21 protein-coding genes and 1 pseudogene are annotated in these 21286 nt (G+C 76.4%); 10 read left to right on the top strand and 12 right to left on the bottom strand.

Translation table 11 applies throughout. The annotated features are described in order from the left end of the window. Nucleotides 1–70: 70 nt before the first annotated feature. From ACRYR8_RS06755 to ACRYR8_RS06775, 5 genes are all read right to left on the bottom strand, one after another. Entirely contained in the window at nt 71–379 is a 309-nt protein-coding gene (locus ACRYR8_RS06755; RefSeq protein WP_432483445.1) for a transcriptional regulator, read from the bottom strand. After that, nucleotides 376–843 carry a hypothetical protein gene (locus ACRYR8_RS06760; RefSeq protein WP_432483447.1) on the bottom strand — a complete coding sequence of 156 codons (468 nt, stop codon included), beginning with the start codon at nt 841–843 and terminating at the stop codon, nt 376–378. Before ACRYR8_RS06760 ends, ACRYR8_RS06755 begins: the two co-directional genes overlap by 4 nt. Nucleotides 844–932: 89 nt before the next feature. After that, nucleotides 933–1556: a GNAT family N-acetyltransferase gene (locus tag ACRYR8_RS06765; RefSeq protein WP_432483449.1), complete on the bottom strand. Its 624-nt coding sequence runs from the start codon at nt 1554–1556 to the stop codon at nt 933–935. Next, complete coding sequence (locus tag ACRYR8_RS06770) at nt 1544–3094, bottom strand: CYTH and CHAD domain-containing protein (protein ID WP_432483512.1); 1551 nt, start codon at nt 3092–3094, stop codon at nt 1544–1546. The genes ACRYR8_RS06765 and ACRYR8_RS06770 overlap by 13 nt, the downstream gene beginning before the upstream one ends. Before the next feature lie 87 nt (nt 3095–3181). Further along, complete coding sequence (locus ACRYR8_RS06775) at nt 3182–3823, bottom strand: class I SAM-dependent methyltransferase (protein ID WP_432483451.1); 642 nt, start codon at nt 3821–3823, stop codon at nt 3182–3184. A gap of 128 nt (nt 3824–3951) precedes the next feature. On the opposite strand from ACRYR8_RS06775, the gene ACRYR8_RS06780 reads away from it, so the two are divergent. Next, nucleotides 3952–4785 (top strand): alpha/beta fold hydrolase, encoded by an 834-nt coding sequence (locus ACRYR8_RS06780; RefSeq protein WP_432483453.1) that lies wholly within the window; start codon nt 3952–3954, stop codon nt 4783–4785. A 5-nt stretch (nt 4786–4790) separates the two neighbouring features. Here the strand turns inward: ACRYR8_RS06780 and ACRYR8_RS06785 are convergent, their stop codons facing one another. The 4 genes and pseudogenes from ACRYR8_RS06785 to ACRYR8_RS06800 all read right to left on the bottom strand — a co-directional run bounded on the left by ACRYR8_RS06785 (nt 4791) and on the right by ACRYR8_RS06800 (nt 8951). After that, nucleotides 4791–4988 (bottom strand): hypothetical protein, encoded by a 198-nt coding sequence (locus tag ACRYR8_RS06785; RefSeq protein WP_432483455.1) that lies wholly within the window; start codon nt 4986–4988, stop codon nt 4791–4793. Nucleotides 4989–5345: 357 nt separating this feature from the next. Further along, a pseudogene (locus ACRYR8_RS06790) lies at nt 5346–6976 on the bottom strand (phospholipase D family protein). A gap of 56 nt (nt 6977–7032) precedes the next feature. Further along, nucleotides 7033–8616 carry an amidase gene (locus ACRYR8_RS06795; RefSeq protein WP_432483457.1) on the bottom strand — a complete coding sequence of 528 codons (1584 nt, stop codon included), beginning with the start codon at nt 8614–8616 and terminating at the stop codon, nt 7033–7035. Next, nucleotides 8613–8951 (bottom strand): hypothetical protein, encoded by a 339-nt coding sequence (locus tag ACRYR8_RS06800; protein WP_432483459.1) that lies wholly within the window; start codon nt 8949–8951, stop codon nt 8613–8615. Before ACRYR8_RS06800 ends, ACRYR8_RS06795 begins: the two co-directional genes overlap by 4 nt. 87 nt (nt 8952–9038) lie before the next feature. Here ACRYR8_RS06800 and ACRYR8_RS06805 point away from each other — a divergent pair, with 87 nt between their 5' ends. Next, on the top strand, nt 9039–9587 hold the full coding sequence (locus tag ACRYR8_RS06805) for a GNAT family N-acetyltransferase (protein WP_432483461.1): 549 nt from the start codon (nt 9039–9041) through the stop codon (nt 9585–9587). A gap of 123 nt (nt 9588–9710) precedes the next feature. Next, nucleotides 9711–10547, top strand: coding sequence for a DNA polymerase beta superfamily protein (locus tag ACRYR8_RS06810; RefSeq protein ID WP_432483463.1), 837 nt, complete (start codon nt 9711–9713; stop codon nt 10545–10547). A 63-nt stretch (nt 10548–10610) separates the two neighbouring features. Here the strand turns inward: ACRYR8_RS06810 and ACRYR8_RS06815 are convergent, their stop codons facing one another. Both ACRYR8_RS06815 and ACRYR8_RS06820 read right to left on the bottom strand, forming a co-directional pair. Further along, nucleotides 10611–11252 (bottom strand): hypothetical protein, encoded by a 642-nt coding sequence (locus ACRYR8_RS06815; protein WP_432483465.1) that lies wholly within the window; start codon nt 11250–11252, stop codon nt 10611–10613. A gap of 190 nt (nt 11253–11442) precedes the next feature. Continuing rightward, nucleotides 11443–12861 carry an MFS transporter gene (locus tag ACRYR8_RS06820; RefSeq protein ID WP_432483467.1) on the bottom strand — a complete coding sequence of 473 codons (1419 nt, stop codon included), beginning with the start codon at nt 12859–12861 and terminating at the stop codon, nt 11443–11445. Between the two features lie 99 nt (nt 12862–12960). Here ACRYR8_RS06820 and ACRYR8_RS06825 point away from each other — a divergent pair, with 99 nt between their 5' ends. From ACRYR8_RS06825 to ACRYR8_RS06840, 4 genes are all read left to right on the top strand, one after another. Continuing rightward, entirely contained in the window at nt 12961–13536 is a 576-nt protein-coding gene (locus ACRYR8_RS06825) for a helix-turn-helix domain-containing protein (protein ID WP_432483469.1), read from the top strand. A 280-nt stretch (nt 13537–13816) separates the two neighbouring features. Beyond that, nucleotides 13817–14257, top strand: coding sequence for a DUF6157 family protein (locus tag ACRYR8_RS06830; RefSeq protein WP_432483470.1), 441 nt, complete (start codon nt 13817–13819; stop codon nt 14255–14257). An 80-nt stretch (nt 14258–14337) separates the two neighbouring features. After that, nucleotides 14338–14781 (top strand): grhN, encoded by a 444-nt coding sequence (locus ACRYR8_RS06835; protein WP_432483472.1) that lies wholly within the window; start codon nt 14338–14340, stop codon nt 14779–14781. Between the two features lie 479 nt (nt 14782–15260). Further along, nucleotides 15261–15446: a hypothetical protein gene (locus ACRYR8_RS06840; RefSeq protein WP_432483474.1), complete on the top strand. Its 186-nt coding sequence runs from the start codon at nt 15261–15263 to the stop codon at nt 15444–15446. 154 nt (nt 15447–15600) lie between these two features. Here the strand turns inward: ACRYR8_RS06840 and ACRYR8_RS06845 are convergent, their stop codons facing one another. After that, the gene (locus ACRYR8_RS06845) at nt 15601–16629 is read right to left on the bottom strand and encodes a serine hydrolase domain-containing protein (protein ID WP_432483476.1); all 1029 of its coding nucleotides are present in this window, start codon (nt 16627–16629) and stop codon (nt 15601–15603) included. A gap of 442 nt (nt 16630–17071) precedes the next feature. On the opposite strand from ACRYR8_RS06845, the gene srmL reads away from it, so the two are divergent. The 3 genes from srmL (at nt 17072) to ACRYR8_RS06860 (ending at nt 21066) form a co-directional block, all read left to right on the top strand. Further along, on the top strand, nt 17072–18265 hold the full coding sequence (gene srmL, locus ACRYR8_RS06850) for a PheS-related mystery ligase SrmL (RefSeq protein WP_432483478.1): 1194 nt from the start codon (nt 17072–17074) through the stop codon (nt 18263–18265). Beyond that, the gene (locus ACRYR8_RS06855; protein ID WP_432483480.1) at nt 18258–19976 is read left to right on the top strand and encodes a DEAD/DEAH box helicase; all 1719 of its coding nucleotides are present in this window, start codon (nt 18258–18260) and stop codon (nt 19974–19976) included. Before srmL ends, ACRYR8_RS06855 begins: the two co-directional genes overlap by 8 nt. A 268-nt stretch (nt 19977–20244) precedes the next feature. Further along, entirely contained in the window at nt 20245–21066 is an 822-nt protein-coding gene (locus ACRYR8_RS06860) for a hypothetical protein (RefSeq protein ID WP_432483482.1), read from the top strand. Nucleotides 21067–21286 lie beyond the last annotated feature (220 nt).

Genomic DNA, 21286 nt, shown 5'->3' on the forward strand with positions numbered 1-21286 from the left:
GGTCCGGCATCCTCCCAGCCGGTGCCGGGCGGGGGGTCATCCCCTCGGAGGGGTCCGGGCAGCCGGGGGGTCACACCTGCGCGGCGGCGATGACGCGTTGCAGCTCGGCGACGTGGGCGGCGAAAGCGGCACGCCCGGCGGGGGTCAGGCGGGCCCGGGTGCGGACCTTGGAGGCGAGGGGGCGCTTGGTGAGCTCGACGTACCCGGCCTCCTCGAGGACCTTCAGGTGCTTGCTGAGCACGGAGTCGCTGACGCCGAGCCCCTCGCGCAGCACGGCGAAGTCGACGTCGCTCACGGGGGCGAGCATCGCGCACAGCTGCAGCCTGTTGGGTGCGTGGATGACGGCGTCGAAAGCCGGGCCGGCGGCGGTTGCGCTCACAGCCCGCTCCGCATCTCGGCGGCGTAGACGCGCGACCAGACGACACCGTAGGCGGTGCCGACGACCACGGCGACCAGGCCGCCGGCCACGTACACCGCACCGCTGTCCAGCGCGGAGGCGGTGACGACCGTGCCCAGGGCGAGCGCGATGACGAGGACGAGGGTGCTCCAGGCGAGGGGGCGGGTGCGCCCACGGCGGAAGCCGTCGACGTCGCCGCCGAGCGCGCGGGAGTACAGGGCGCCGACGAGGGTGAGGCAGGGGACGATGGCGAGGACGGTGATGATGCGGACGGTGCCGTCGGAGAGCGCCTGGGAGGCGAGGAGGCCGCCCAGCGGGAGGGCGGCGAGCGCGTGGTACCACCACGGGATGGACGCCACCCGGGCGGCGGCGCTCTCGCGGCCGGCGCGGACGGCGGCGAGCGCGTCCTGGGGGCTGAGGCTGTCGGTGGTGCCCTGCTCGTCCACGGCGGGTCCTCCTGGGTGCGGTGCTCGACCGGCGAAGCAGTTGCCTTGCCGTGATGGAAAGTCAACCATGGACTTTCCATCACGGCAAGTCAGACGCCGCGCCGGTCGAGGCGCCCGCGCAGGCCGCTGCGCACCGCGGGCCACTCGGACCCGGTGATCGAGAACACGACCGTGTCGCGGTAGCTCCCGTCGTGCCAGAGCACGTGGTTGCGCAGCACCCCGTCCTGCTTGGCGCCCAGCCGCGCGATCGCCGCGCGCGACTGCTGGTTGTGCCAGTGCGTGCGGAACTCGACCGCGGCGCAGCCCAGCTCCTCGAACGCGCGGGTCAGGAGCAGGAGCTTCGCCTCGGCGTTGACGCCCGTGCCCTGCGCGGACACCGCCAGGAACGTCGAGCCGATCTCCAGCCGCCGGTTCACCGGGTCGAGGTTCAGGTACGTCGTCGTCCCGCACACCTCACCGGTGTCGAGGCGCCGCAGCGTCCACGCCGCGACCAGGCCCGCGCGCTGCTTCGCCAGGCGCTGCCCGACGTCCGCGGCGACGGCGTCGGGGGCGGGGACGTGCGTGTACCAGGTGCGGTGCAGGTCGCCCTCGGCGACGACCCGCCGCAACCCCTCGACGTGACCGGAGGAGGGTTCGGCGGACAGGGGCTCGAGCGCGACGAGGGCGCCGGCCAGCGGCACCGGGTCGCAGAACCGGGCGGTCAGCTCATCCACTTGCGCAGCTTCTTCCGGTTCGCGGCGTCCCACGCCTCCTCCAGGTCGTGCCGGGCCACCGCCGAGCGCACCTCCTCCAGGGCGTGCAGGCGGCCCAGCACGAACGCGCCCTCGCCGGCCGTGGGCACCAGCTCCTCCAGGACGGCGCGGGCGGCGACGGTCTCCTCGTGCTCGACGAGGACGTCGGCGAGCGCCTTGAGCGCGTCGGCGTACTCCTCCACGTCGTCGCCGCGCAGCGGCACCACCGCGGCGGCCGCCGCGCGCGCGTCGTCGGCGGCCCGCCGCAGCCGCACCAGCGGGTCGGCGGACGGGTCGCCGGCGGGCACGTCGGCGTCCTCGCCGTCGGGGTCGACGTCGCGGTGCGCGTTCTTCACGGCGCGGTGCGCGTCGGCGACCAGCGGCAGCAGCGCCTTGCGCGCCGAGCGGTGCGCATCGCGGGTCAGCGGCGGGTCGGCGACGAACGCCTCGAGCGCGGCGACCAGCGCCCGGTAGCGCTCGGAGTCCAGCGCGGCGGCGACCTCCGCCTGCGCGGCGGCGTGCCGCTCGCCCAGCAGCGCGCGCAGCCGCTCCGCCACGGCGGCGGGGTCGCCGACGCCGGAACCGGCCACGTGCCCGGTGGCCTCCTCGTCGAGGTCGGCCAGGAGCCGCTCGGACAGGGCCTCGGCGTCGCGCGCGGCGGACAGCACGCCGGTGAGCCAGTCCAGCTCGGCCAGCAGCGCCTCGCGGGGCTCGCCGGTGAACAGGGGACCGAAGGAGCGCAGCACCCCGCCGAGGCGGCGGGCGGCGCCGCGCAGGGCGCGCACGGCGCCGGGGGCGTCGATGCGGGCCAGCGGGTCCTGCGCGAGCAGGCGGCTGACGTCGTGGGCGAGCTGGCCGACCGCGACGGCACCGGCGGAGTCGCCACCCACCCCCTCGGCGACGGGGTCGGTCTCCTCGGGGCCGTCCAGCACGGCGCGCAGCTGCTCGGTGCGGTCGGACTCCTCCGCGCCGGAGCGCTCCCACGCGGCGGTGACGGCGTCCAGCAGGTCGCGGCGGCCGTCGACGACCTCCACCTGCCACTCGGCCCACTCCTGCGCCAGGGAGTCCTCCGGCACCAGCGCGCGCGCCCGCACCCGGCGCGTGGTGAGGCGCGCGACGACGGCCCCCTCGGCGTCCAGCAGGTCGCGCTGGGTGGCGTCGGCGGTCAGCGCCAGCACCGGCCCGAGGGTGCGCCCGCGCGCCGCGGCCCACGTGAGGCGCTGCAGCGCAGCGGGAGCCGTGCGCACGGCGCGGCCGAGGGCGTGGCGCACCTCGTGGGTGCGCGGGCCCCGGCCGGGCAGCTCCAGCACCCAGCCGCGGGGGGCGTCGCCCGTCTGGCGGCGCACGGAGGCACCCGAGGCGGCCAGCGCCAGGTCGGCGGTGTCGTAGTGCGTCTCCTCGCTGCGGACCTCGCGCGGCGCGCTCACGTCGGCGACACCGGGCAGCTCGCCGCCGCCGGGCGCCTCGTCGGCCGAGGGCGCGAGGTAGGTGCGGGTCAGGGCCAGGCGGGGGGACGGCATGGTCAAGAGAAGTACCACGAAGCGGTGACGCCGCGGTCGTCCCCGGCCGGACCGGCACGGTCCCGCCGCGGGACGCCCACCGCGCCGTCAGGGGTTCGGGCGCCTCAGGTGCAGCACGCCGTCGTCCAGGTGGGCGCGCTGCCCGTCCGGGCCGGTGACCTCGCGCGGCACCCGTTCCTCGCGCAGCACCTCCCAGCCGTCGGTGGCGCCCGCGAGCGCGTCGAGCACCTCGCGCGGGGTCGGCAGGTGGACGTGGTGGTGCGAGGCGTCGCTCCACGGCGGGGTCCCGAGGTGCCCGATCACGAGGAGGGTGCCGCCGGGGGCGACGGCGGCCGCCGCGCGGCGCAGCACGCCCTCGCGGTCCAGGTGCGCGACGGAGTGCAGGAAGGACGCGGCGACGAGGTCGAACCGCCCCTCGGGCAGCGAGGCGCCGAGGTCGTGCTCCTCCAGCCGCACGCGCTCGGCGACGCCCGCGTCGGCGGCGTGGCGGGCGGCGCGGGCGAGCGCCGTGGGCGAGACGTCGGCGCCGGTGACCCTCCAGCCGCGCGAGGCCAGCCACACGACGTCGCCGCCCTCGCCGCAGCCGAGGTCGAGGGCGGTGCCGGGGGTCAGGTGCTCGACGGCGCGCACGAGGAGGGCGTTGGGCCGCCCGCTCCAGCGCTCGCCGGCGGTGTACATGCCCTCCCACAGCTCGCGGGCGTCGGGGGCGTCGGGGTCGAAGAGGGTCACGGGCGCATCGTGCGCGGCGCCGCGCCCGGCGTCGAGCCCTCGTGCCGGTCCGGCAAACCCTCCCCCACCCCGGCGGTGGGCGGGAGGGCCGGCTTCCCCGGCCAGCGGGGGAGGAGGAGGGTGGGGGCGTGGAGAGCTACCACCGGGACGGGCTCGTGTTCGACGTGCGCGACCACGCGCCCGGGGGGACCGCGCAGGGCGTCGTGGTGTGCCTGCACGGGTTCCCCCAGGACGCGCACGCGTGGGACGCGGTGGCGCCGCGGCTGACGGCCGCCGGCTTGCGGGTGCTGGCCCCCGACCAGCGCGGGTACTCCCCCGGCGCGCGACCGGGCGGGCGCGCGGCGTACGTGCTGCCCGAGCTGGTGGCCGACGTGCTGGCGCTGGCCGACGCGGCGGGCGCGGGCACCTTCCACGTCGTGGGTCACGACTGGGGCGGCGTGGTGGCCTGGGCGCTGGCCGCCGGGCACCCGGAGCGGGTCGCCTCGGCGACGGTCCTGTCCACGCCGCACCCGGCGGCGATGCGGGCGGCGGCGCTGCGCGGCACCCAGGCGCTGCGCTCGGCGTACGCGGTGGGTTTCCAGCTGCCCGCGCTGCCGGAGCGGGTGCTGCTGGCACGCTCGGGCGCCGTGCTGCGGGCGCTGCTGGTGCGCGGCGGGCTGCCGGACGCCCTCGCCGCGGGGTACGCGCGGCGGATGGCGGAACCGGGCGCGCTGAGCGCCGCGCTCGGCTGGTACCGGGCGCTGCCGCTGCGCCGGGGCGGCACCGGTCCGGCGCGGGTGCCGGTGACGTTCCTGCACGGGCGCCACGACCCGTTCTTCGCCCCGGCGGCCGTGCGCGCCACGGCCTCGCACGTGCGGGGGGAGTTCTCCGGCGCCGGGCTGCCGGCCGGCCACTGGCTCCCGGAGCGGGAGCCGGTGGCGGTCGCGGACGCCGTGCTGGAGAGGGTTCGGCGCGCCGCCTGAGGTCCTCAGGCGACGCGGCGGGCGGGGCGCAGCAGTTCCAGGAAGCGGCGGCGCGACCCGGCAGCGGGTTCGTCCACGACGGCGGTGGCGGACGTGGCCAGGGGCGCCGGTGCGGCGGGACGGGGCGCGGGTCCGCGGGTGCCGAGGTAGGCCTCGGCGGCGAGGACGGAGGCGATGCTGACGCGGGGGCCGTAGGGCGACACGGGGGTTCTCCTCTCCGCCGCGGGGCCTGTCCTCCGCGGCGCTGCAGGACGTCTCGGCCTGCGGCGGGTGGTCTCCGGAGCCTCGGGGCGCGAACCCACCCGAACGGCCCCGCGGCCTGCGCAGCACGCCCGGCACGCCGCGTGGCGGCACCTCACCCGGCCGCCGCGCCGCGGCCGCGCCGCACGGGTGAGCGCCCGTCACGGCTCGACCGGCGCGCGACCCCGCACGCACGGGGGCACGGCGCGGGACGGTGAAACGTGCGGTGCTGCCGTCCGGGCCACCGGGCCGGGAGCGCAGCAGCCGGCAGGTGCTCTGAACCGGGCACGGGTCGCCGACGGGCGGGGCCCGCGCCCGGGTCAGCGGTGGCGGGCCGCCGACGGGTCGAGGACGAGCCGGTGGACGGGTGCCGCGAGGAACCGCTGCCAGCGCGGGAGGACCGGGTCGCGGTGGACGCGCAGCCTCCCGGGAGGGCGAGGGCCCCGGCGGCCGCCGTCGTACCAGGCGTCGAGCGCCGCGGCGCTGCGGCGCAGCGCGTCCACTGCGCTGTCGGGGTCGAGGAGGTCGGCGTCCCCGGAGTCGCCACCGCCGGGGTTCCCCTGTCGAGGTGCTCGCGCACCAGTTGCAGGCGCAGCTCGCGCGCGAAGCGGCGCGCCCCGTCCCCCAGCCCGGCGGGATCGACCGGTTCGCGCCGGTCGCGCACCTCGTCCAGGACGGCGACGGACAGCTCGGAGTCGTGCGTCCAGGACCGGCGGTTGAGGTTGTCGCTGCGCACGCAGGCCCACACGTCGTCGACGACGGTGACCTTGGAGTGCACGTACACCGGTTCGCCGTCGTGGTTCTCCAGGTCGAAGACGTGGACCCGGTCCCCGCCGGCCGCCCGCAGCAACCGCAGGGCGTGCACCTGACCGAGCACCAGCGGCGGCGCCGCGATCCCGCCGCGCTTCGGTTCCCGCGGCAGGAGCACGACCAGCTGCAGCCCCGGCGCGGCGCGCAACGCGTCGGCGAACACCTGCACGACCTGCCGCGACCAGAGGAACTGCTCCTCCACGTGGACCAGTCGCCGGGCGCGGCGCAGCGCCTTGGCGTGGCCGGCGGCGATGCTGAACTCCCCCTCGGGGGCGAAGGGGTAGCGGGGACGGCGCGGCGGGTAGGTCCGCAGCAGCTGCACCGCGCAGGAACCGCCCGTGCCCGCCACCGGGGCGGGCAGCGGCGGGGGCAGCGGCACGGGCCGGTGCAGCAGGCGGCGCACCGCGCGGCGCAGCAGATCACCGAACACCTGCCACGGCAGCAGGGACAGCGGTGCGCGGTCCTCCCACCGCTCGCGGAACACGGTCTCGACGTCCGCCACGGCCGGCCCGCGGACCTCCGCGTGGACGTCGTGCCAGGAGGGGTGACTGCCGTACGCCTTCCCGAAGGCCAGCGGCTGCGGGTCGCCGAGGTGGGCGGAGTCGTCACGACGGCTGTGCGCTGGGTCCAGGCTGCCGACGAAGGCGACGTCGTCGTCAGGTCGACCGGCGTGGCGGATCACGATGAACTTCTGGTGGTGGCTGCCGGAGTTTCGCACCCGCTGGTCCAGGACGACCTGCGCACCGCCCCGCACGCGCTGGGCGAGGTGGCGGCGGCGCGTGGGCACCAGGCGCTGCCACTCCCGCGGCGAGCGCCACACCAGCCCCTTCACCACGGCCCCGCGGCGTGCGGCGGCGGTGAGGGCTTCGGCGATCGTGGGGCCGCGCTCGGTGAGCCGCTGGTCCGGGTCCCCCTGCCAGTCGGCGAAGAGGACGAGGTCGCCGGGGCCGGTGGCGTCCAGCGCCGCCGCCAGCGCCGGGAAGTACGTCGCGCCGTCGACGAGGGGACGCACCCGGTTTCCCCGGCTCCACGCCGGCAGGCGCGTGGCGTCGTTGCCGCGTTCGGCGCCGGTGAGGAACCAGCGCTGGAGGAGCTCGTCGTCGCGCACGGGGCCATCCTGCCCGGGTGGACGGGCACGCACCCGGGCACGGCCCCGCCGCCCTGCGCGTCGGGCAGGGCGGCGGGGCCGGCCCGCTGCTACTGGGCGGTGGCCGCCACCTGCTGGGCGTCCAGCCGCAGCGCCGGGGCGCTGAGCAGCTGGACGCCGCTCGGCGGGTCGGCGGGACGCCGCAGGTGGAACTCGGTGATCGCCTGGTGGGCGGCGGCCACCTCCAGCAGCCGGTCCTCCTCGTACGGCTGCCCGCCGAGGATCACCCCCGTGGGTGCCGCCGGGCCGCCCTCGTAGGCGGGTGCGTCACCGACGGGGAAGGCGATCTCCGGGAGCCCCAGGATGTCGAACGGCACCGGGGAGGTCTGCAGCACGACGTCGCAGCTCTCGAACAGCCCCGCGTACAGCTCCTGCAGCAGCCACGTCTTGGCGCGCTGGCCGGTGATCCACTCGTCGCCGGACAGCATCAGTCCCTGCAGCCAGCTGAGGGAGCTCACGCCGAACAGCGTCAGGTCCTTCCGCAGCCAGTGCCGGAACGGCTCGGTGCGCTCGGACAGCCGGACGGCGTTGAACGCCCCGGTGAGCAGTTCCCAGTCGGCGGGGTACGTGACGTCGACGATCGTGACGCCGCGCAGGGCACCCATCCGGTCCAGGAACCCCTGCCGCGCCGCGGCGACCTCCGGGCCCACGCCCTCGAACCAGTCCGCCGGGACGCCGATGCGGGTGTCCCGGCGAACCCGGACGCCGCGACCGTCGCGCACGGGCGTCGCCGCCGTCACCAGGTCGGGGACGTCGGGCAGGCCCAGGGTCCGCGGGTCCGCGGGGTCCGGCCCGGCCATGACGGACGTCAGGATCGCGGCGTCCATCGCGTCGCGGGCCAGCGGGCCGGAGTGGTCGCGCGTGAACGTCAGCGGGATGATCCCCGCGATGGACGTGCGGCCCATGGTGGGTTTGAGGCCGGTGAGGTTCTGCTGCAGCGACGGGTTCGTGATGCTGCCGCCGGTCTGGGTGCCAATGGAGGACGCCGCCATCCGCGCGGCGACGGCCGTGGCGGGACCGGTCGACGAACCACCCGGGTCCACGGACGGGTCGCCCGGCGTCCACGCGTTGACGGTGGTGACCTCGCCCGCCGGGGTGGTGGCGCGCGTCGTCGCCAGCGGACCCATCTGCCCCTTGCCCAGGACGATGCCGCCGGCGGCGGTGAGGCGGGTCACCGCGGTGGCGTCGGAGTCCGGCACGAAGTCCGCGAAGACGGTGGAGTTCGCCGTGGTGGGCACCCCGGCGGTCCAGTAGTTGTCCTTGATGCACAGGGGGATGCCCGACAGGGCCCGCCGCACGTCCCGGCGGGCGTCCACCTCGGCGGCGGCCGCCAGCGCCGAACCGGCGGTGACGGTGTTGTACGCCTTGTAGACGCCGTCGAAGCGCTCGATGCGGTCCAGGTGCGCCTGCACGAGGTCGGTGGCGCTGAGCTTGCCGCGGCGCAGCAGGGTCAGGGCCTCGGCGACCGTCGCCTCCGTGGGGTCGTCCGCGGCGGCCGAGCGCACCTCGACGTCGGGGGCCGCGGCGGCCGCCGAGCGCACCGAGGTGGCGGCCGAGTACGCGACGGCACCCGTCCCCGCCGCGGCGGCGAGGAACGTGCGGCGGTTGAGGGCGCGGTCCGCGGCCGCGCTCACAGCGCCTCCTCCCAGCCCGGCGCCCACGCCGTGGCGACGGAGGGGTACTCCAGCGGCGCGGCGGTCTGCTGGGCGGCGGCGGCCTGGGCGGTGGTCACGTCGCCGCCGGTGGACCGCGGCTGCCAGCGGTTGATCGCCTCGACGGTCCCGCCGGTGCGGACGCCGTCCACGAGGGGGCCTGCGAGGAACGTGCGCAGGGACTCCATCGCGGCCTCGCGCGTGGGGACCCCGGTGGCCGGGTCGGCCACCTCGGGCAACTGGTCCAGGTCGACGCCGGCGAGCGACAGCCGGGTCGTGATGAAGGCGTCGAGAGCCTCGTCGGGCAGGTTCGCCACGGGTCCTCCGGGAACTGGTGGGGCGGTGTGGACGAACTCAACCACCCTCGTGTTTCCTCCGTGTGACGTGAGCGGCGGGGTTCCCCGGTGGGTAGGCTCACCACCGTGGCGGGGGTGCGCATCCGGGCGACGACCGAGGACGACTGGCAGCGCGTGCGCGAACTGCGGCTGGAGATGCTGCGGGACACCCCGCACGCCTACCTGGAGACGCTGGAGAGCGCCCTGGGCCACGACGAGCCGGAGTGGCGGGCACGGGCGAGGCGGGGCCGCTCGGCCACGGGCACGGTGCTCGTCGCCGTCGACGGGGGCGGGCGCTGGGTGGGCACCATGGGCGGGTGGCTCCCCGGCCCCTCCACCGCTCCCCTGCTGGTCGGCGTCTACGTCGCCCCCTCCCACCGCGGCCCCGGCGCCGGGGTCGCCGACGCGCTGCTGGACGGGATCGAGGCCTGGGCCGCCGGGCACGGGCCGGTGCTGCGGCTGATGGTCCACGAGGACAACCAGCGGGCGCAGGCCTTCTACGCCCGGCGCGGTTTCCGGCTCACGGGGAACTCCGGTCCGTACCCCCTCGACCCGCGGCAGCGGGAGGTCGAGATGGCGCGGGAGCTGCCGCCCGCCGCGGGACGCGCGGAACCCTGAGGCTCGCGGGCTGCACCGGCGCGCCCGCTCGCCCCCACCTCACCCACCGCACCCACCGCCGCACCGCGAGGGGGACCCGCGAACCCGTCGCCTCCCGGCAGGCCGACCTCCTACCGTGGGGGTGTGACCACCCACCCCCACGCCGGCGAGGAGGCCCGTCGCATCACCGAGGCCGGGACGGTCCTGCGAACCCGGGTGGGCAGCGGCGTCCACGGCACCGCGCTGGCCGGGCAGGACGACCGCGACGAGGTGGGCTTGTGCCTGGAACCCCGCCGGTTCGCCACCGGAGCCGCGCGCGTCCGAACCCCCACCGGCCGGCTCGTCCCGTTCGAGCAGTACGAGTTCCACACCGCGTGGGAGCGCCCGCGCGGGCTGCGGGAACCCTCCGGCCCCGGCGACCTCGACGTCGTCGTGTACGGGGCGCGGAAGTGGGCCCGGCTGGCACTCGCCGGGAACCCCGCGGTCCTGCTGCCGCTGTGGGTCCCGGGGACCGAGGTGGTGCGGGTGACGGAGGCCGGGGAGGGACTGCGCCGCGAGTCCTGGCGGTTCGCCAGCCGCGCGGCGGGCCGGAGGTTCCTGGGCCACCTGCGCGCGCAGCGGCAGGCCCTCACGGGTGAGCGGCGGCCCGGCGCGGCGCGGCGGGCGCGCAGCGCCTCCCCCACCGACCACGCCCCGAAACCCGCCACCCACGCGCTGCGGCTGGGCCTGCAGGGGCTGGAACTGCTGCGCACCGGCCGGGTCACGCTGCCCGTCCCGGAACCGGACCTGACGGAACTGCGCGCCGTGCGGCGCGGGGAAAGGTCCCTGGCGCAGGTGCTGGCGCGGCTGGACGACCTCGAGGCCGACCTCGAGCGGGAGTCGCGCACCGCAGACCTGCCGCAGGACGCCGACCGGGCCTGGCTGGACGGCTGGCTGCACCGTTCCCACGAGGAGTTCTGGGCGCGCACGGACGCGGCCTGATGCTGCTCCCCCCGCCGCCCGGCCCTCAGAGGGCCGGACGGCGGGGTGGTCCCGGGTGTGCGCTCAGGCGGCGGTGCCGCTGCTGGTGGCGGTGTCGCTGGTGGCGGTGTCGTCCCCGGTGCCGGGGCGCCCCCCACCGCGGCCGCCGCGGAACTCCCCGTCGACCGCCGCGGCGACCTCGTCGGGCAGTTCCGCGATCCGCTCGTCGGCCTGCTCCCGGGTCAGCCGACCGTCGGTGACGGCCTGCTGCAGCCGCTCCGTCCCCGCCGCGACGAGGGCGTCCACGAGCACCTGCTCCTCCACCCCCTCGTCCGCGGCCACGCTCGCGAGCGTGGCGCCGTCGGCCCGCAGCGCCGTGCGCAGCTCGTCGGCGCTCATGCCCACCGCCTCCGCGGCGGCGTCCAGGTCCAGCGCACGCCCCCCGCCCGACCCGCCGCGACCGCCGTGGCCGCGCAGCGCGTCGGAGGAGTTCAGCGCGCCGGCGACCGCGTCGGCCTGCGCCTGTGTGATGGTGCCGTCGCCGACCAGCCCGGACAGCGCGTCCTTGACGGCCTGGAGCCGGTCACCGACCCCGATGCTCGAGCTCGTGGACGAGTCGGTCGTGGCCGCCGACGCGATCGGGGCGCCGAGCAGCACCAGCCCGATCCCGCCCGCGGCGACGGCGCCCGCGGTGCCTGCGGCGACGGCCCTCTTGGTGATCCTCATGGTGTTCCTCATTCCGGTGGCACCGGGTCCCTCCCGGCTCCCTCCTGTGTCGGGCGGCCCCCTGTGGTGGGCCTGTGCACCGCCCCGCCGGGGCCTGGGAGTGCGGAGATCGACGCCGAGCCGCCGTGCTGCCCACCCGCTGCGGGCCGCACCGGGGATTCGCCGCGACGGCCGCGGGGTCACCCGGTGGTCACCGGACGACCGGGTCCCGGCGGCGGGCCGCTGCCGCCGCGGCGAGCAGGAGCACCCCGCAGCCCACGACCAGCCACCACCCTCCGCGCACCGCCGTCGACACGGAGGTCGACACGGTGCGCTCCCCGGCCACGACCCCTCCTGCCAGGGCGATCCCGACGGCGGACCCGACCTGGCGCGCGGTCGAGGCGATCCCGGCGGCGACACCGGACCGCGCGGGCGGCAGCCCGCTCACGGCGGTGTTCGTGATGGGGGCGTTGCCGAAACCCAGCCCGACGCCGATCAGGAGGTGGCCGAGCAGCAGGACGGGAACGCGCGTCCCGTCCGCCTGCGTCGCCGACCAGGCGAGCACGCCGCCCGTCGCCGTGCTGAGGGCCGCCACCAGGAGCGGTGGCCGCGGGCCGAACCGCGCCACCAGCGCACCGGACGGCGGACCGCAGACGAGCGCCCCGAGCGCCAGCGGCAACAGGGCCGTCCCCGCGGTCAGGGCGTCCCAGCCGAGCCCGACCTGCAGGTGGTACGTCGTGAACAGCAGCGTCGCCGACAGCGCCGTGAAGAGCGCCACGGCCCCCAGCACAGCCGCCGTGAACGACCAGCGGAGGAAGAGCGACGGGTCGACGAGCGGCTGGGGGACGCGGCGCTCGCAGGCGACGAACGCCGCCCCTCCGGCCAGGAGGACGGCGCCGAGACCGATCGTGGCCGGCGACGTCCAGCCCAGGTGCGGAGCCTCGATGAGCAGCCCGACGCCGAGGGCGAGCACCCCCGCCAGCAGCAGCTGACCCCACGGGTCGAGGGGGCGTGGCCGCGGCGCGCGGGACTCCGGCACGACCGCGAGGACGAGGACGACGGCTGCGGCCGCGACGGGGACGTTGAGCCAGAACACCCCCCGCCAGCCTGCCGTCGTCGTGAGCAGGGCACCGCCGACCAGGGGCCCCACCGCGGTGCTGAGCCCGAACACCGACGACCAGACCCCGATGGCCCGGGCTCGCTCGCGCGGGTCGGGCATCGCGGTGACCACGATCGCCAGCGCCACCGGCGTCAGCATCGAGGCCCCGACCCCCTGCAGGGCCCGGGCCGCGACGAGCGAGCCGGCACCCGTCGCCAGAGCGCAGGCCGCGGAGGCGACGGCGAACACCACCATCCCGGTGAGCAGCGTCCTGCGCCGACCGAACCTGTCGGCGAGCGCCCCGGACGTGATCAGCAGGCTGGCGAAGACGATCGTGTAGGCGTCGACGATCCACTGCAGGGCGAGCGCTCCGGCACCGAGGTCGGCCGCGATGGACGGGAGAGCGGCGTTGACGACGGTGGTGTCCAGTCCCACGAGGAAGAGGCTGGAGGCGCAGACGGCCAGGATCGTCCACCGGCGTCGTGGACCCAGGGCGGTGGACGGTGAGCTCGGGTCGAGCGTGGTGGTCATGACACTCCTGTCGGGAACGATTCGCAACAGCATCCGCGAAACCGGCCGCCGGGCCCAGCGATCTTGCAGTCTCCGCAAGGAGCGGGTCAGACTCGGCCGGTGGAGAGCACCCGGGAGGGCGCCGAGGACCTCGAACAGGTGCTGGGGCGGATCGGGCCGCGGCTGCGGGCGTTGCGCACGGCCAGGGGGCTGACCCTCGATCGACTGGCGGCGGAGTCGGGCATCTCGGCGAGCACGCTGTCGCGGCTGGAGACCGGCGCGCGCCGGCCGACGCTGGACGTGCTCATCCCGCTCGCACGGGTGCACCGGGTCGCGCTCGACGACCTCGTGCAGGCGCGGACCGGCGATCCGCGGACGCACCTCACGCCGCAGCGGTCGACGGGCGGCGGCGTCGTCGTCCCGCTCACCCGCTACCCCAGCCGGATCCGGGTGTTCAAGCACGTGCTCGGTCAGCGCGAGGTCCGCCTGCGGTCGCACGCGGGCTTCGTCCGGCTCCACGTCCTCGCGGGAACCGCTCGCGTGCTCGTCGCGGACCGCGAGCTGTCGTTGGCGCCCGGCGAGGCGACCGAGTTCGACACCACGACACCGCACTGGTTCGGCCCCGCCGGGACGGGGACGGTGGAACTCCTGCACCTGTTCGGTCCCGGAGGTGACCAGGCCGTCGTGCACACGTGAGGAACGCGCCCAGGGGGCCACCCGGGACCGCGCCCGCCGGGCGGCGGTCGCAACCGTCGATGACCGTCTGGTCCGGGCGAACCCGCACAGGCGTGACCCGGGGAGCGGCGGACCAGCCGGGCGGGCCCGGGGGTCGGCGCCGTGTCACGCCGTCGGGCGCGGTCCTGGTCGCCTCGTGCGATCGCCGGGCGGCCGCACCGCTCCCCCGCCGGGGCACGACGTCGCGGTCGTGTCGATGTCCGACCTGTCGCGGTGTCGGCGCAGCGCGGTAGGAAGGGGCATGGGCTACCGCGACACCTTCATCTCCGTGGCCGAGGACTGCCGGGCACCCACCGGCGAAGCACCGCCGGCACGGGCGAAGCCCACGGTGGCCGGTGTGCAGCACGCGATGCTCACCGCACGTCCCGGGCACTACACGCAGGAAGAGGTGCTGCTGGCCTCCTCGCCCGAGGTGCGCGCCCGCGAAGCCGTCGACGGCCGGCCCGCGGGCCTGGAGCAGCTACCGGCCGAGGAGCTGCAGCAACTGCTCGAGGAGCACTTCGCCTCTCCCCGCGCGTGTCTGCGGGCCTCCCCGCTGCCCAAGACGTACGGCTGGGGCCTGCACTTCGACGAGGCCGGCCGCATCACCGCCCACGCGGTGGACTCCCCCGGGTACGCCCGCCTGAGCACCGACCCCTCCTTGACCCAGCTGAAGGCGATGCGCTCGCGCCGCGCCGGGTGAGCTCACCGCGACACCAGCGCCCGACCCACCAGTCGATCCACCGCCACCGCCGCCGGCGCCGGCGCCGACCAGGAGCACCCGTGAACCCCACCACCCTGCAGGACCGACGCCCACCCCAGTGGCTCATCGACCGCATCGCCAACCCCGTGGTGCGCCGGCTGGCTCCCGGCCCGCTGGGCCGGCACCTGCCGGTGGCGGTGCTCACGGTCACCGGCCGGCGCAGCGGACGCCGCTTCGACGTGCCCGTGGGCGTGCACGAGGTCGCCGGTCAGCGCCTGGTCTTCACCAGCGCGCCGTGGCGGATCAACTTCCGCGGGGGCGCGAGCGCCGAGCTGCTCAGCGCCGGGCAGCGCAGCACGGTGCACGGGGAGCTGGTGGAGGAGCCCGAGCAGGTGGGTGCCCTCTTCCGCGGCGCGTTCGCCGCGGGCACCACCCCGGCGCAGATCGCGCTGCGCATCCCCGCCGGCCACGAACCCGGCGACGAGGAGCTCGCCGCGCACCGCAACGTCCTGCTGCTGCGCTGAGGCGCGCCGCTTCCGCCGTCGCAGCCCTGCGCGGTCGTGGCGCCGTGCGCGCGGCTCGTGAACCCCACGCGCAGGACGGGTACCGGAGCGGGGGCGCGCCCAGCACGGGCGGTCCCGGTCGGCGGGTCCGGCCGCTCTCGCACGAGTGCGCCGAGGGGCGCGCCGGCCCTCCGAGGAGCTCGAGGTGGTCCGCCGGGGAGCGGGTGCGCCGGCGCCCTCCTGGTGACGTGGCGCTACCGCTGGGCCTGGCCGCGGTGGCGTGCACCGCAGCGGGTGCCCGTGCCCACCACCCGCCTCGTGGCCCGGCGCCGGCAGCGCCACCGAAGCACGCGGCGACGGACAGGCGTCGCTCACCTGCCGTGGAGGGGGTGCCAGAGGCGACCGCGGCACCGGGAGGGGCCCGCGCTGTTCGAGCCGGCCCGGCCCGGTCGATGCGGTCCTCGCCCGTCGACCGAGACGATCGAGGAGGAGCTGGACCCGTGAGGAAGGTCTCCGTCATCACCATGCCCCTCGCGGGGTTCCTGGTCGTGCTGACCGGCGCGCACCGGATCACCTCGAACGGCGAGGACGTCCACGGCACCTTCCTCGTCCTGGGAGGACTCATGCTCGCCACCGCTGCCCTGGTGACGGCCGGGGAGCGCTGGCACGGCGACTCCGACAGCTGAGACCCGCTCGTGCGCGCGAGGCCGCTGCGCTGTGGCGCAAGGCGCACGTGCACGGTCACGGCGTACCCGCTGCACGGTCGGGGGATCCGTTGAGCCCCCGTCAGCGGCGACTGGTGGACGACCACGGACGAGGCCCGGTGCACCGGGTCCGGCATCAGGGGGTGGCGGCTCCGTGCACGAGCTCTTCCAGCAGGCCCATCCCCGCCCGGTCCACGGAACGCGCGGTGTTGCTCAGGACGACGACCCCCGCTCCCGTCTCGGGCTGGAACCCGGCGAAGGAGGAGAACCCGCCGGTGCCGCCGTTGTGCCACAGCACCGAACGCCCGGACCGCCTCAGCGGGGTGAGCATCCAGCCCAGGCACAGCCGCATCCACCGGTTCGCCCGGAACCGCGGCTGCTGCACCAGTCGCAGCGCGTCGGGCACCTCGCTGCCCCCGGGCTCCAGGTGCGCGCCGAGGAAGAGCAGGACGTCGTGCGCGCTCGACCACAGGCCACCGGCCGGCGCGACCGCGCCCAGGTCCCAGTCCGGCACCGGCCGGCGGCGGGCCGAGTGCCCCGTGGCCCGCCGGTCCTGCTGGTCGGGGCGCACGTGCGGCACCGTGTCCCGCAACCCCAGGGGGCCGGTGACCTCGGCGGCGACGAGCCGGTCCCAGGAGGTCCCCGCGTGTCGTGCGAGAGCTTCCCCGAGCAGGGCGACGCCGAAGTTGGAGTACCGGAAGCGTCGTCCGGGGCGCGCTCTGGACCGGGCCCTGCTGTAGCCGGTGACGAGGTCGTCGGGGCCGAACCCGCGGTAGGGGTCCGAACGCTGCCGGAGACCGCGCAGCAGCACTCCGGGCGGTAGGCGCGGCAACCCGGAGGAATGCGCAGCCAGGTGACCCAGCGTGATCGGCGGATCCGCTGTCGGCGAAGGCATGCCGAGGAGGTCGTCCACGGGGGTGTCGATCGTGATTTCACGCCGTGTCACCGCCGCCGCGAGGGCCAGGGTGGTGAACACCTTGGTGACGGACCCGATCTGGAACAGGGTGTCCCCGTCCGGAGTGGACCCCGTGCCCCCGGTGCTGCCCGTACCGTGCACCGCGGACCGCTCACCCCGCAGCGCGGCGACCACGAGTCCCTCGTGGCGGTTCGCCTGCGCTTCCGCAGCGCGCCGCACGAGGTCCGCCAGGTCACCGCGGGAGGTCATCCGCCGATCCCAGCACGGCGCGCGGGGCCAGGACCTCCGCCGTTCGGTGCGTGCAGCGTCCTCCCACCGTCGGCGGGGCTCACACGCGTACCCGCAGCGGTCGACGACCGAGCAGTCCCGGTCCGCCACGGCGCCGTCGGGACGGCCCGAGGCACCTCGCCGTAGTTCTCCCGGCCACGAGGTGGTGGTGCGGTACCGCCCTGCGCCCCCTCGGCCTGAGCGCGGGGCGCGGGGGCCGCGCCCGGCCCGCGCAGCCGACGGCGGCGACCGTGGACGGTGGAGACCGTGCGCGTTACCGTGGGCGCGTGCTCCGGATCGTGACCCCGTTTACCCGCCCCCGGCTGCTGAGCAGCCGTGCGGGCGCCGAGGTCTGCCGGTAGCCCGTCACGGGGCCGTCGGCCGGGGGTGTCGCCCACCGGACCGACGACGCGAAGGACCACCCGTGAGAACGACCGCCTCCCTCCTGCCCGCACGTGATCTGCTCCGCGCGCTCCAGCTGCGCGACCTCACCGATCCCGCCCAGGGCCCGCACGCGGTGCAACTGCTGCTCGACGACGTGCTGGCCGCCCTCACCGACGAGTGGGGTTGCGACCTCGACGTGCGACGTCGCCACCCGCTGGTCGCCGTGGAGGACAACTACGACCGCCTGGGTTACGCACCCGGCGACGTCACCCGGGACGCTCGCTACAGCCGCTACGTCGCCGAGACCGTCATGCTGCGCAGCCACACCAGCGCCGGCATCCCCCCGGTGCTGCGCGACCTCGCCGCCGCGGGCCCGCGCCCCGGGCTCGACGTGCTCCTGGCGCTGCCCGGGGTGGTCCACCGCCGCGACAGCATCGACCGCCTCCACGTCGGCACCCCTCACCAGGTGGACCTGTGGCGCGTCGTCGTCGCCGGGGCGGACGACCCCTCGCCCCTGCCCGGCCGGGACGACCTGCAGCAGATGATCGCCCTGCTCGTGCAGGCGGTGCTGCCCGGAGCCGACTGGCGCACCGTTCCGGCGGTGCACCCGTACACGCGCGACGGGGCGCAGGTGGACGTGCGAACCCCTGCCGGGTGGGTCGAACTCGCCGAGTGCGGACTGATCGCCGACCACGTCCTGACCGGCGCCGGCCTGGACCCCGCCCGCACCGGTGGCCTGGCCCTGGGGATGGGTCTGGACCGTGCCCTGATGCTGCGAAAAGGCATCGACGACATCCGCACCCTGCGCTCGAACGACCCCCGCGTCGCGGCGCAACTGCTCGACCTGTCGCCGTGGCGACCGGTGTCCTCGCATCCACCGGTGCGCCGGGACCTGTCCATCGTCACCGACGCCGGCGTCGACGCCGAACTGCTCGGCGACGACGTCCGCACCGCCCTCGGCGCCGACGCCGAGGACCTCGAGTCCGTCGCCGTGCTGGCGACCACCCCGCACGAGGACCTGCCACCGGCTGCGCAGCACCGGCTGGGCACCCGGCCGGGGCAGGTCAACGTGCTGCTGAGGCTGGTGCTGCGTCCCCTGGGCGGCACCTTGACCGACGAGCAGGCCAACCGGCTGCGCGACCGCGTCTACGCCGCTGTCCACCGCGGACCGCACGTGGAGTGGGCCGGCGGCGCGGTGCAGCGGGTGCAGTGGGCACACTCGCAGCATGAGTGAACCCGACGGCTCCGCCCCCGCCGAGCAGACCTCGAACGGCCAGACCTTCGCCGACCTGGCCCTGCGCGAGGAGCTGCTGCGCCCGCTGACCGCGCTCGGCTACGAGGAACCCACGCCCATCCAGCAGGAGGCCGTGCCACCGCTGCTGGCCGGGCGCGACGTCCTCGGGGTCGCCGCCACCGGCACCGGCAAGACCGCGGCCTACGCGCTGCCCCTGCTGCAGGTCCTCGCGCCGCTGCCCGAGCGACCCGGCACCCCCACTGCCGTGGTGCTGACCCCCACCCGGGAGCTGGCCGTGCAGGTCTCGGAGGCGATGTACAAGTACGGCCGCGAGCTCGGCGCCCGTGTGCTGCCGGTGTACGGCGGCACTCCCGTCGGCCAGCAGCTGCGCTCCCTGGCGCGGGGTGTGGACGTCGTCGTGGCCACCCCCGGCCGGGCCCTGGACCTGCTGGGGCGCGGCTCGCTGAGCTTCGAGGCGCTGCGCACCGTGGTGCTCGACGAGGCCGACGAGATGCTCGACATGGGCTTCAGCGAGGACATCGAGGCGCTGCTGTCCGCCGCGCCGGAACAGCGCCAGACGGTGCTGTTCTCCGCGACCATGCCCGCTCGCACGGCGGCGCTGGCCCGCCGGCACCTGCGCGACCCGGTGCGGGTGCGCATCGAGCGCGCCCCGGTCGCCGACGGGCAGGTGCCCAAGGTCCGCCAGAGCGCCTACCTGGTGCCGCGCGCGCACAAGACCGCCGCGCTGGGCCGGGTGCTGGACGTGGAGGCGCCCAGCGCCGCCCTGGTCTTCTGCCGCACCCGCGAGCAGGTGGACACCGTCACCGAGAGCCTGAACGGGCGCGGGTACCGGGCCGAGGCCCTGCACGGCGGCATGAGCCAGGACCAGCGCGAGAAGGTGCTGGGCCGCCTGCGGGCGCAGAGCGCGGACCTGCTGGTGGCCACCGACGTCGCCGCCCGCGGCCTGGACGTGGAGCACCTGAGCCACGTCGTGAACTACGACGTGCCCAGCGCGCCGGAGTCGTACGTGCACCGCATCGGCCGTGTCGGGCGCGCCGGGCGCGAGGGCGTGGCCATCACCCTGGCCGACTCCCGCGAGCACCGGATGCTGAAGACGATCGAGCGGGTGACCGGCCAGCGCATCGCCGTCGAGGCGCTGCCCACGGTCGCCGACCTGCACGCCCGGCGCCTGGAGCTGACCCGCGCGGCGCTGCGCGAGAGCCTGCTGACCGACGAGCTGGACCGCTTCCGCCCGGTCGTGGAAGCCCTCGGCGACGAGTTCGACGTCCTGCAGATCGCCCTGGCCGCGGTCAAGCTCGCCCACGAGGCCACCGGCGGGCGCGACGACGACGACGTCGACATCCCGCAGGAACGCCCGGCGAGCACCGCAGCCGGCGGGCGCGGCACCGGGTCCGAGCGTGGCCGGGGTCGCTCCTCGGCGCGCCGCGAGGGCGCGGGGCCGATGACGCGCCTGTACGTCGGGGCGGGGCGCACCGCCGGCATCCGGCCGCAGGACCTCGTGGGAGCGATCGCCGGGGAGTCCTCCCTGACCGGCCGGGACGTGGGAGCCATCGAGATCACCGAGCGGTTCTCGCTGGTGGAGGTGCCCGCCGACAAGGCCGAGGAGGTCATCCGGGGTTTGCGCGGGGCCACGCTGCGCGGCAAGCGCACCACGGTGCGCCGCGAGCGCGACTCCGGTCGCACCAGGTGACCCCTCCTCCCGCTGCCCTGCTCCCGCGCGCGAACGGCGAGACCCCCAGCGCCTCCGACCGCCGGCGTGCACGGCGGGCTCCCGGTCGCCGCCCGGCCCTGCGGAGCGGTGATCTCCGGGCACTGCGGTGGAGCAGGGCGCTCCTGGAACGCCTCGGCAGCTCTGCCGGCAGCGGTGAACCGCCAGACGACCCGCGCTGCCACCGCGGGGGCGGAGGCCAGCAGGGCGACAGCGAGCAGCGTCACGATCGGGGCAGGACGATGACCTGGTGAGCACGGGAGAACTGCACGCGGTGCTCGACCCCTCGGTCGGCGACTGGATCGCCCCGCGCCTGCGCGGCGGCTTCGGCGCGGTGTGCCGCACGGTGCCGAGCGGCTACGCCACCTACGCGCGCGTGCTGCACCCCGTCGACCCGCGACCGGCGGCCGAGCCGACCACCTGGGCAGGTGTGTGCGAACGCACCGGGCGCACCGCGCACGCGCTCATGCAGTGGGAAGCCATCACCACCCCCGCCGCTGGCGCGGAGTTGCCCACCTCCCGCGAGGGCCGCTGGGGCGAGGTCCGGGTCGAGCGGGGCTCGCTGCACCCGAGGGTCCTGGAAGCGCTGCTGGACGTGCTGGCCCCCTTCACCGGCGACCGCACCGGGCAGCAGGAGTGCTACCAGGCCCTGTGGGAGGGCTGGGGCTGGCTCACCGGCGCCAGCGCCCTGGTCCTGGCCTTCTCCGAAGGCCCGGGGCCGCACGCGCCGGAACCGGTGCCGGCCACACCGCCCGACGTGCTCGAGGAGGCGTTGAACGCCCCGCGCCTGCCCCTGCCCGGCCGCGACCACGTGCTCCTCACCGGCCCGCTGCACGCCGCCCTGGCCACGGGCCACCAGGTCACCGACGACTGGTTCTCCCCGCAGTCACCGAACCTGCTGTGGCCGGCGGACCGCTCCTGGTGCCTGGCCAGTGAGATCGACTTCGACTCCACCCTCATCGGTGGACCGGCTCAGCTCATCGACGCGATCCTGGCGGCACCCGCCGTGGAGGCGTGGGCGGTGGGCGAGGACGACGACCTCTCCTCCTTCGGCGACCACCTCAACACCTGACTGCCCACCGTTCGGGCGCGGGAACGGCCCTGCTGAACACCGTCCTGGACCTGCACGAGGCAGCTGCCCTGCGGGTCGCGGACCCCGACCCTCGCGCCCAGGCGTCCTGCCGCGAGCACGGTTCCGCGCCCGCCGGGCACAGCAGGACGCGGACGGACGTGCTCGACGTGCGGGTGACCGGGGGCGACGTCCCGAGCCCAGCCGGTCTTGCCGCACCGGC

The sequence above is a fragment of the Kineococcus esterisolvens genome (assembly GCF_050871405.1).
In the GTDB taxonomy this organism is placed as follows: domain Bacteria; phylum Actinomycetota; class Actinomycetes; order Actinomycetales; family Kineococcaceae; genus Kineococcus.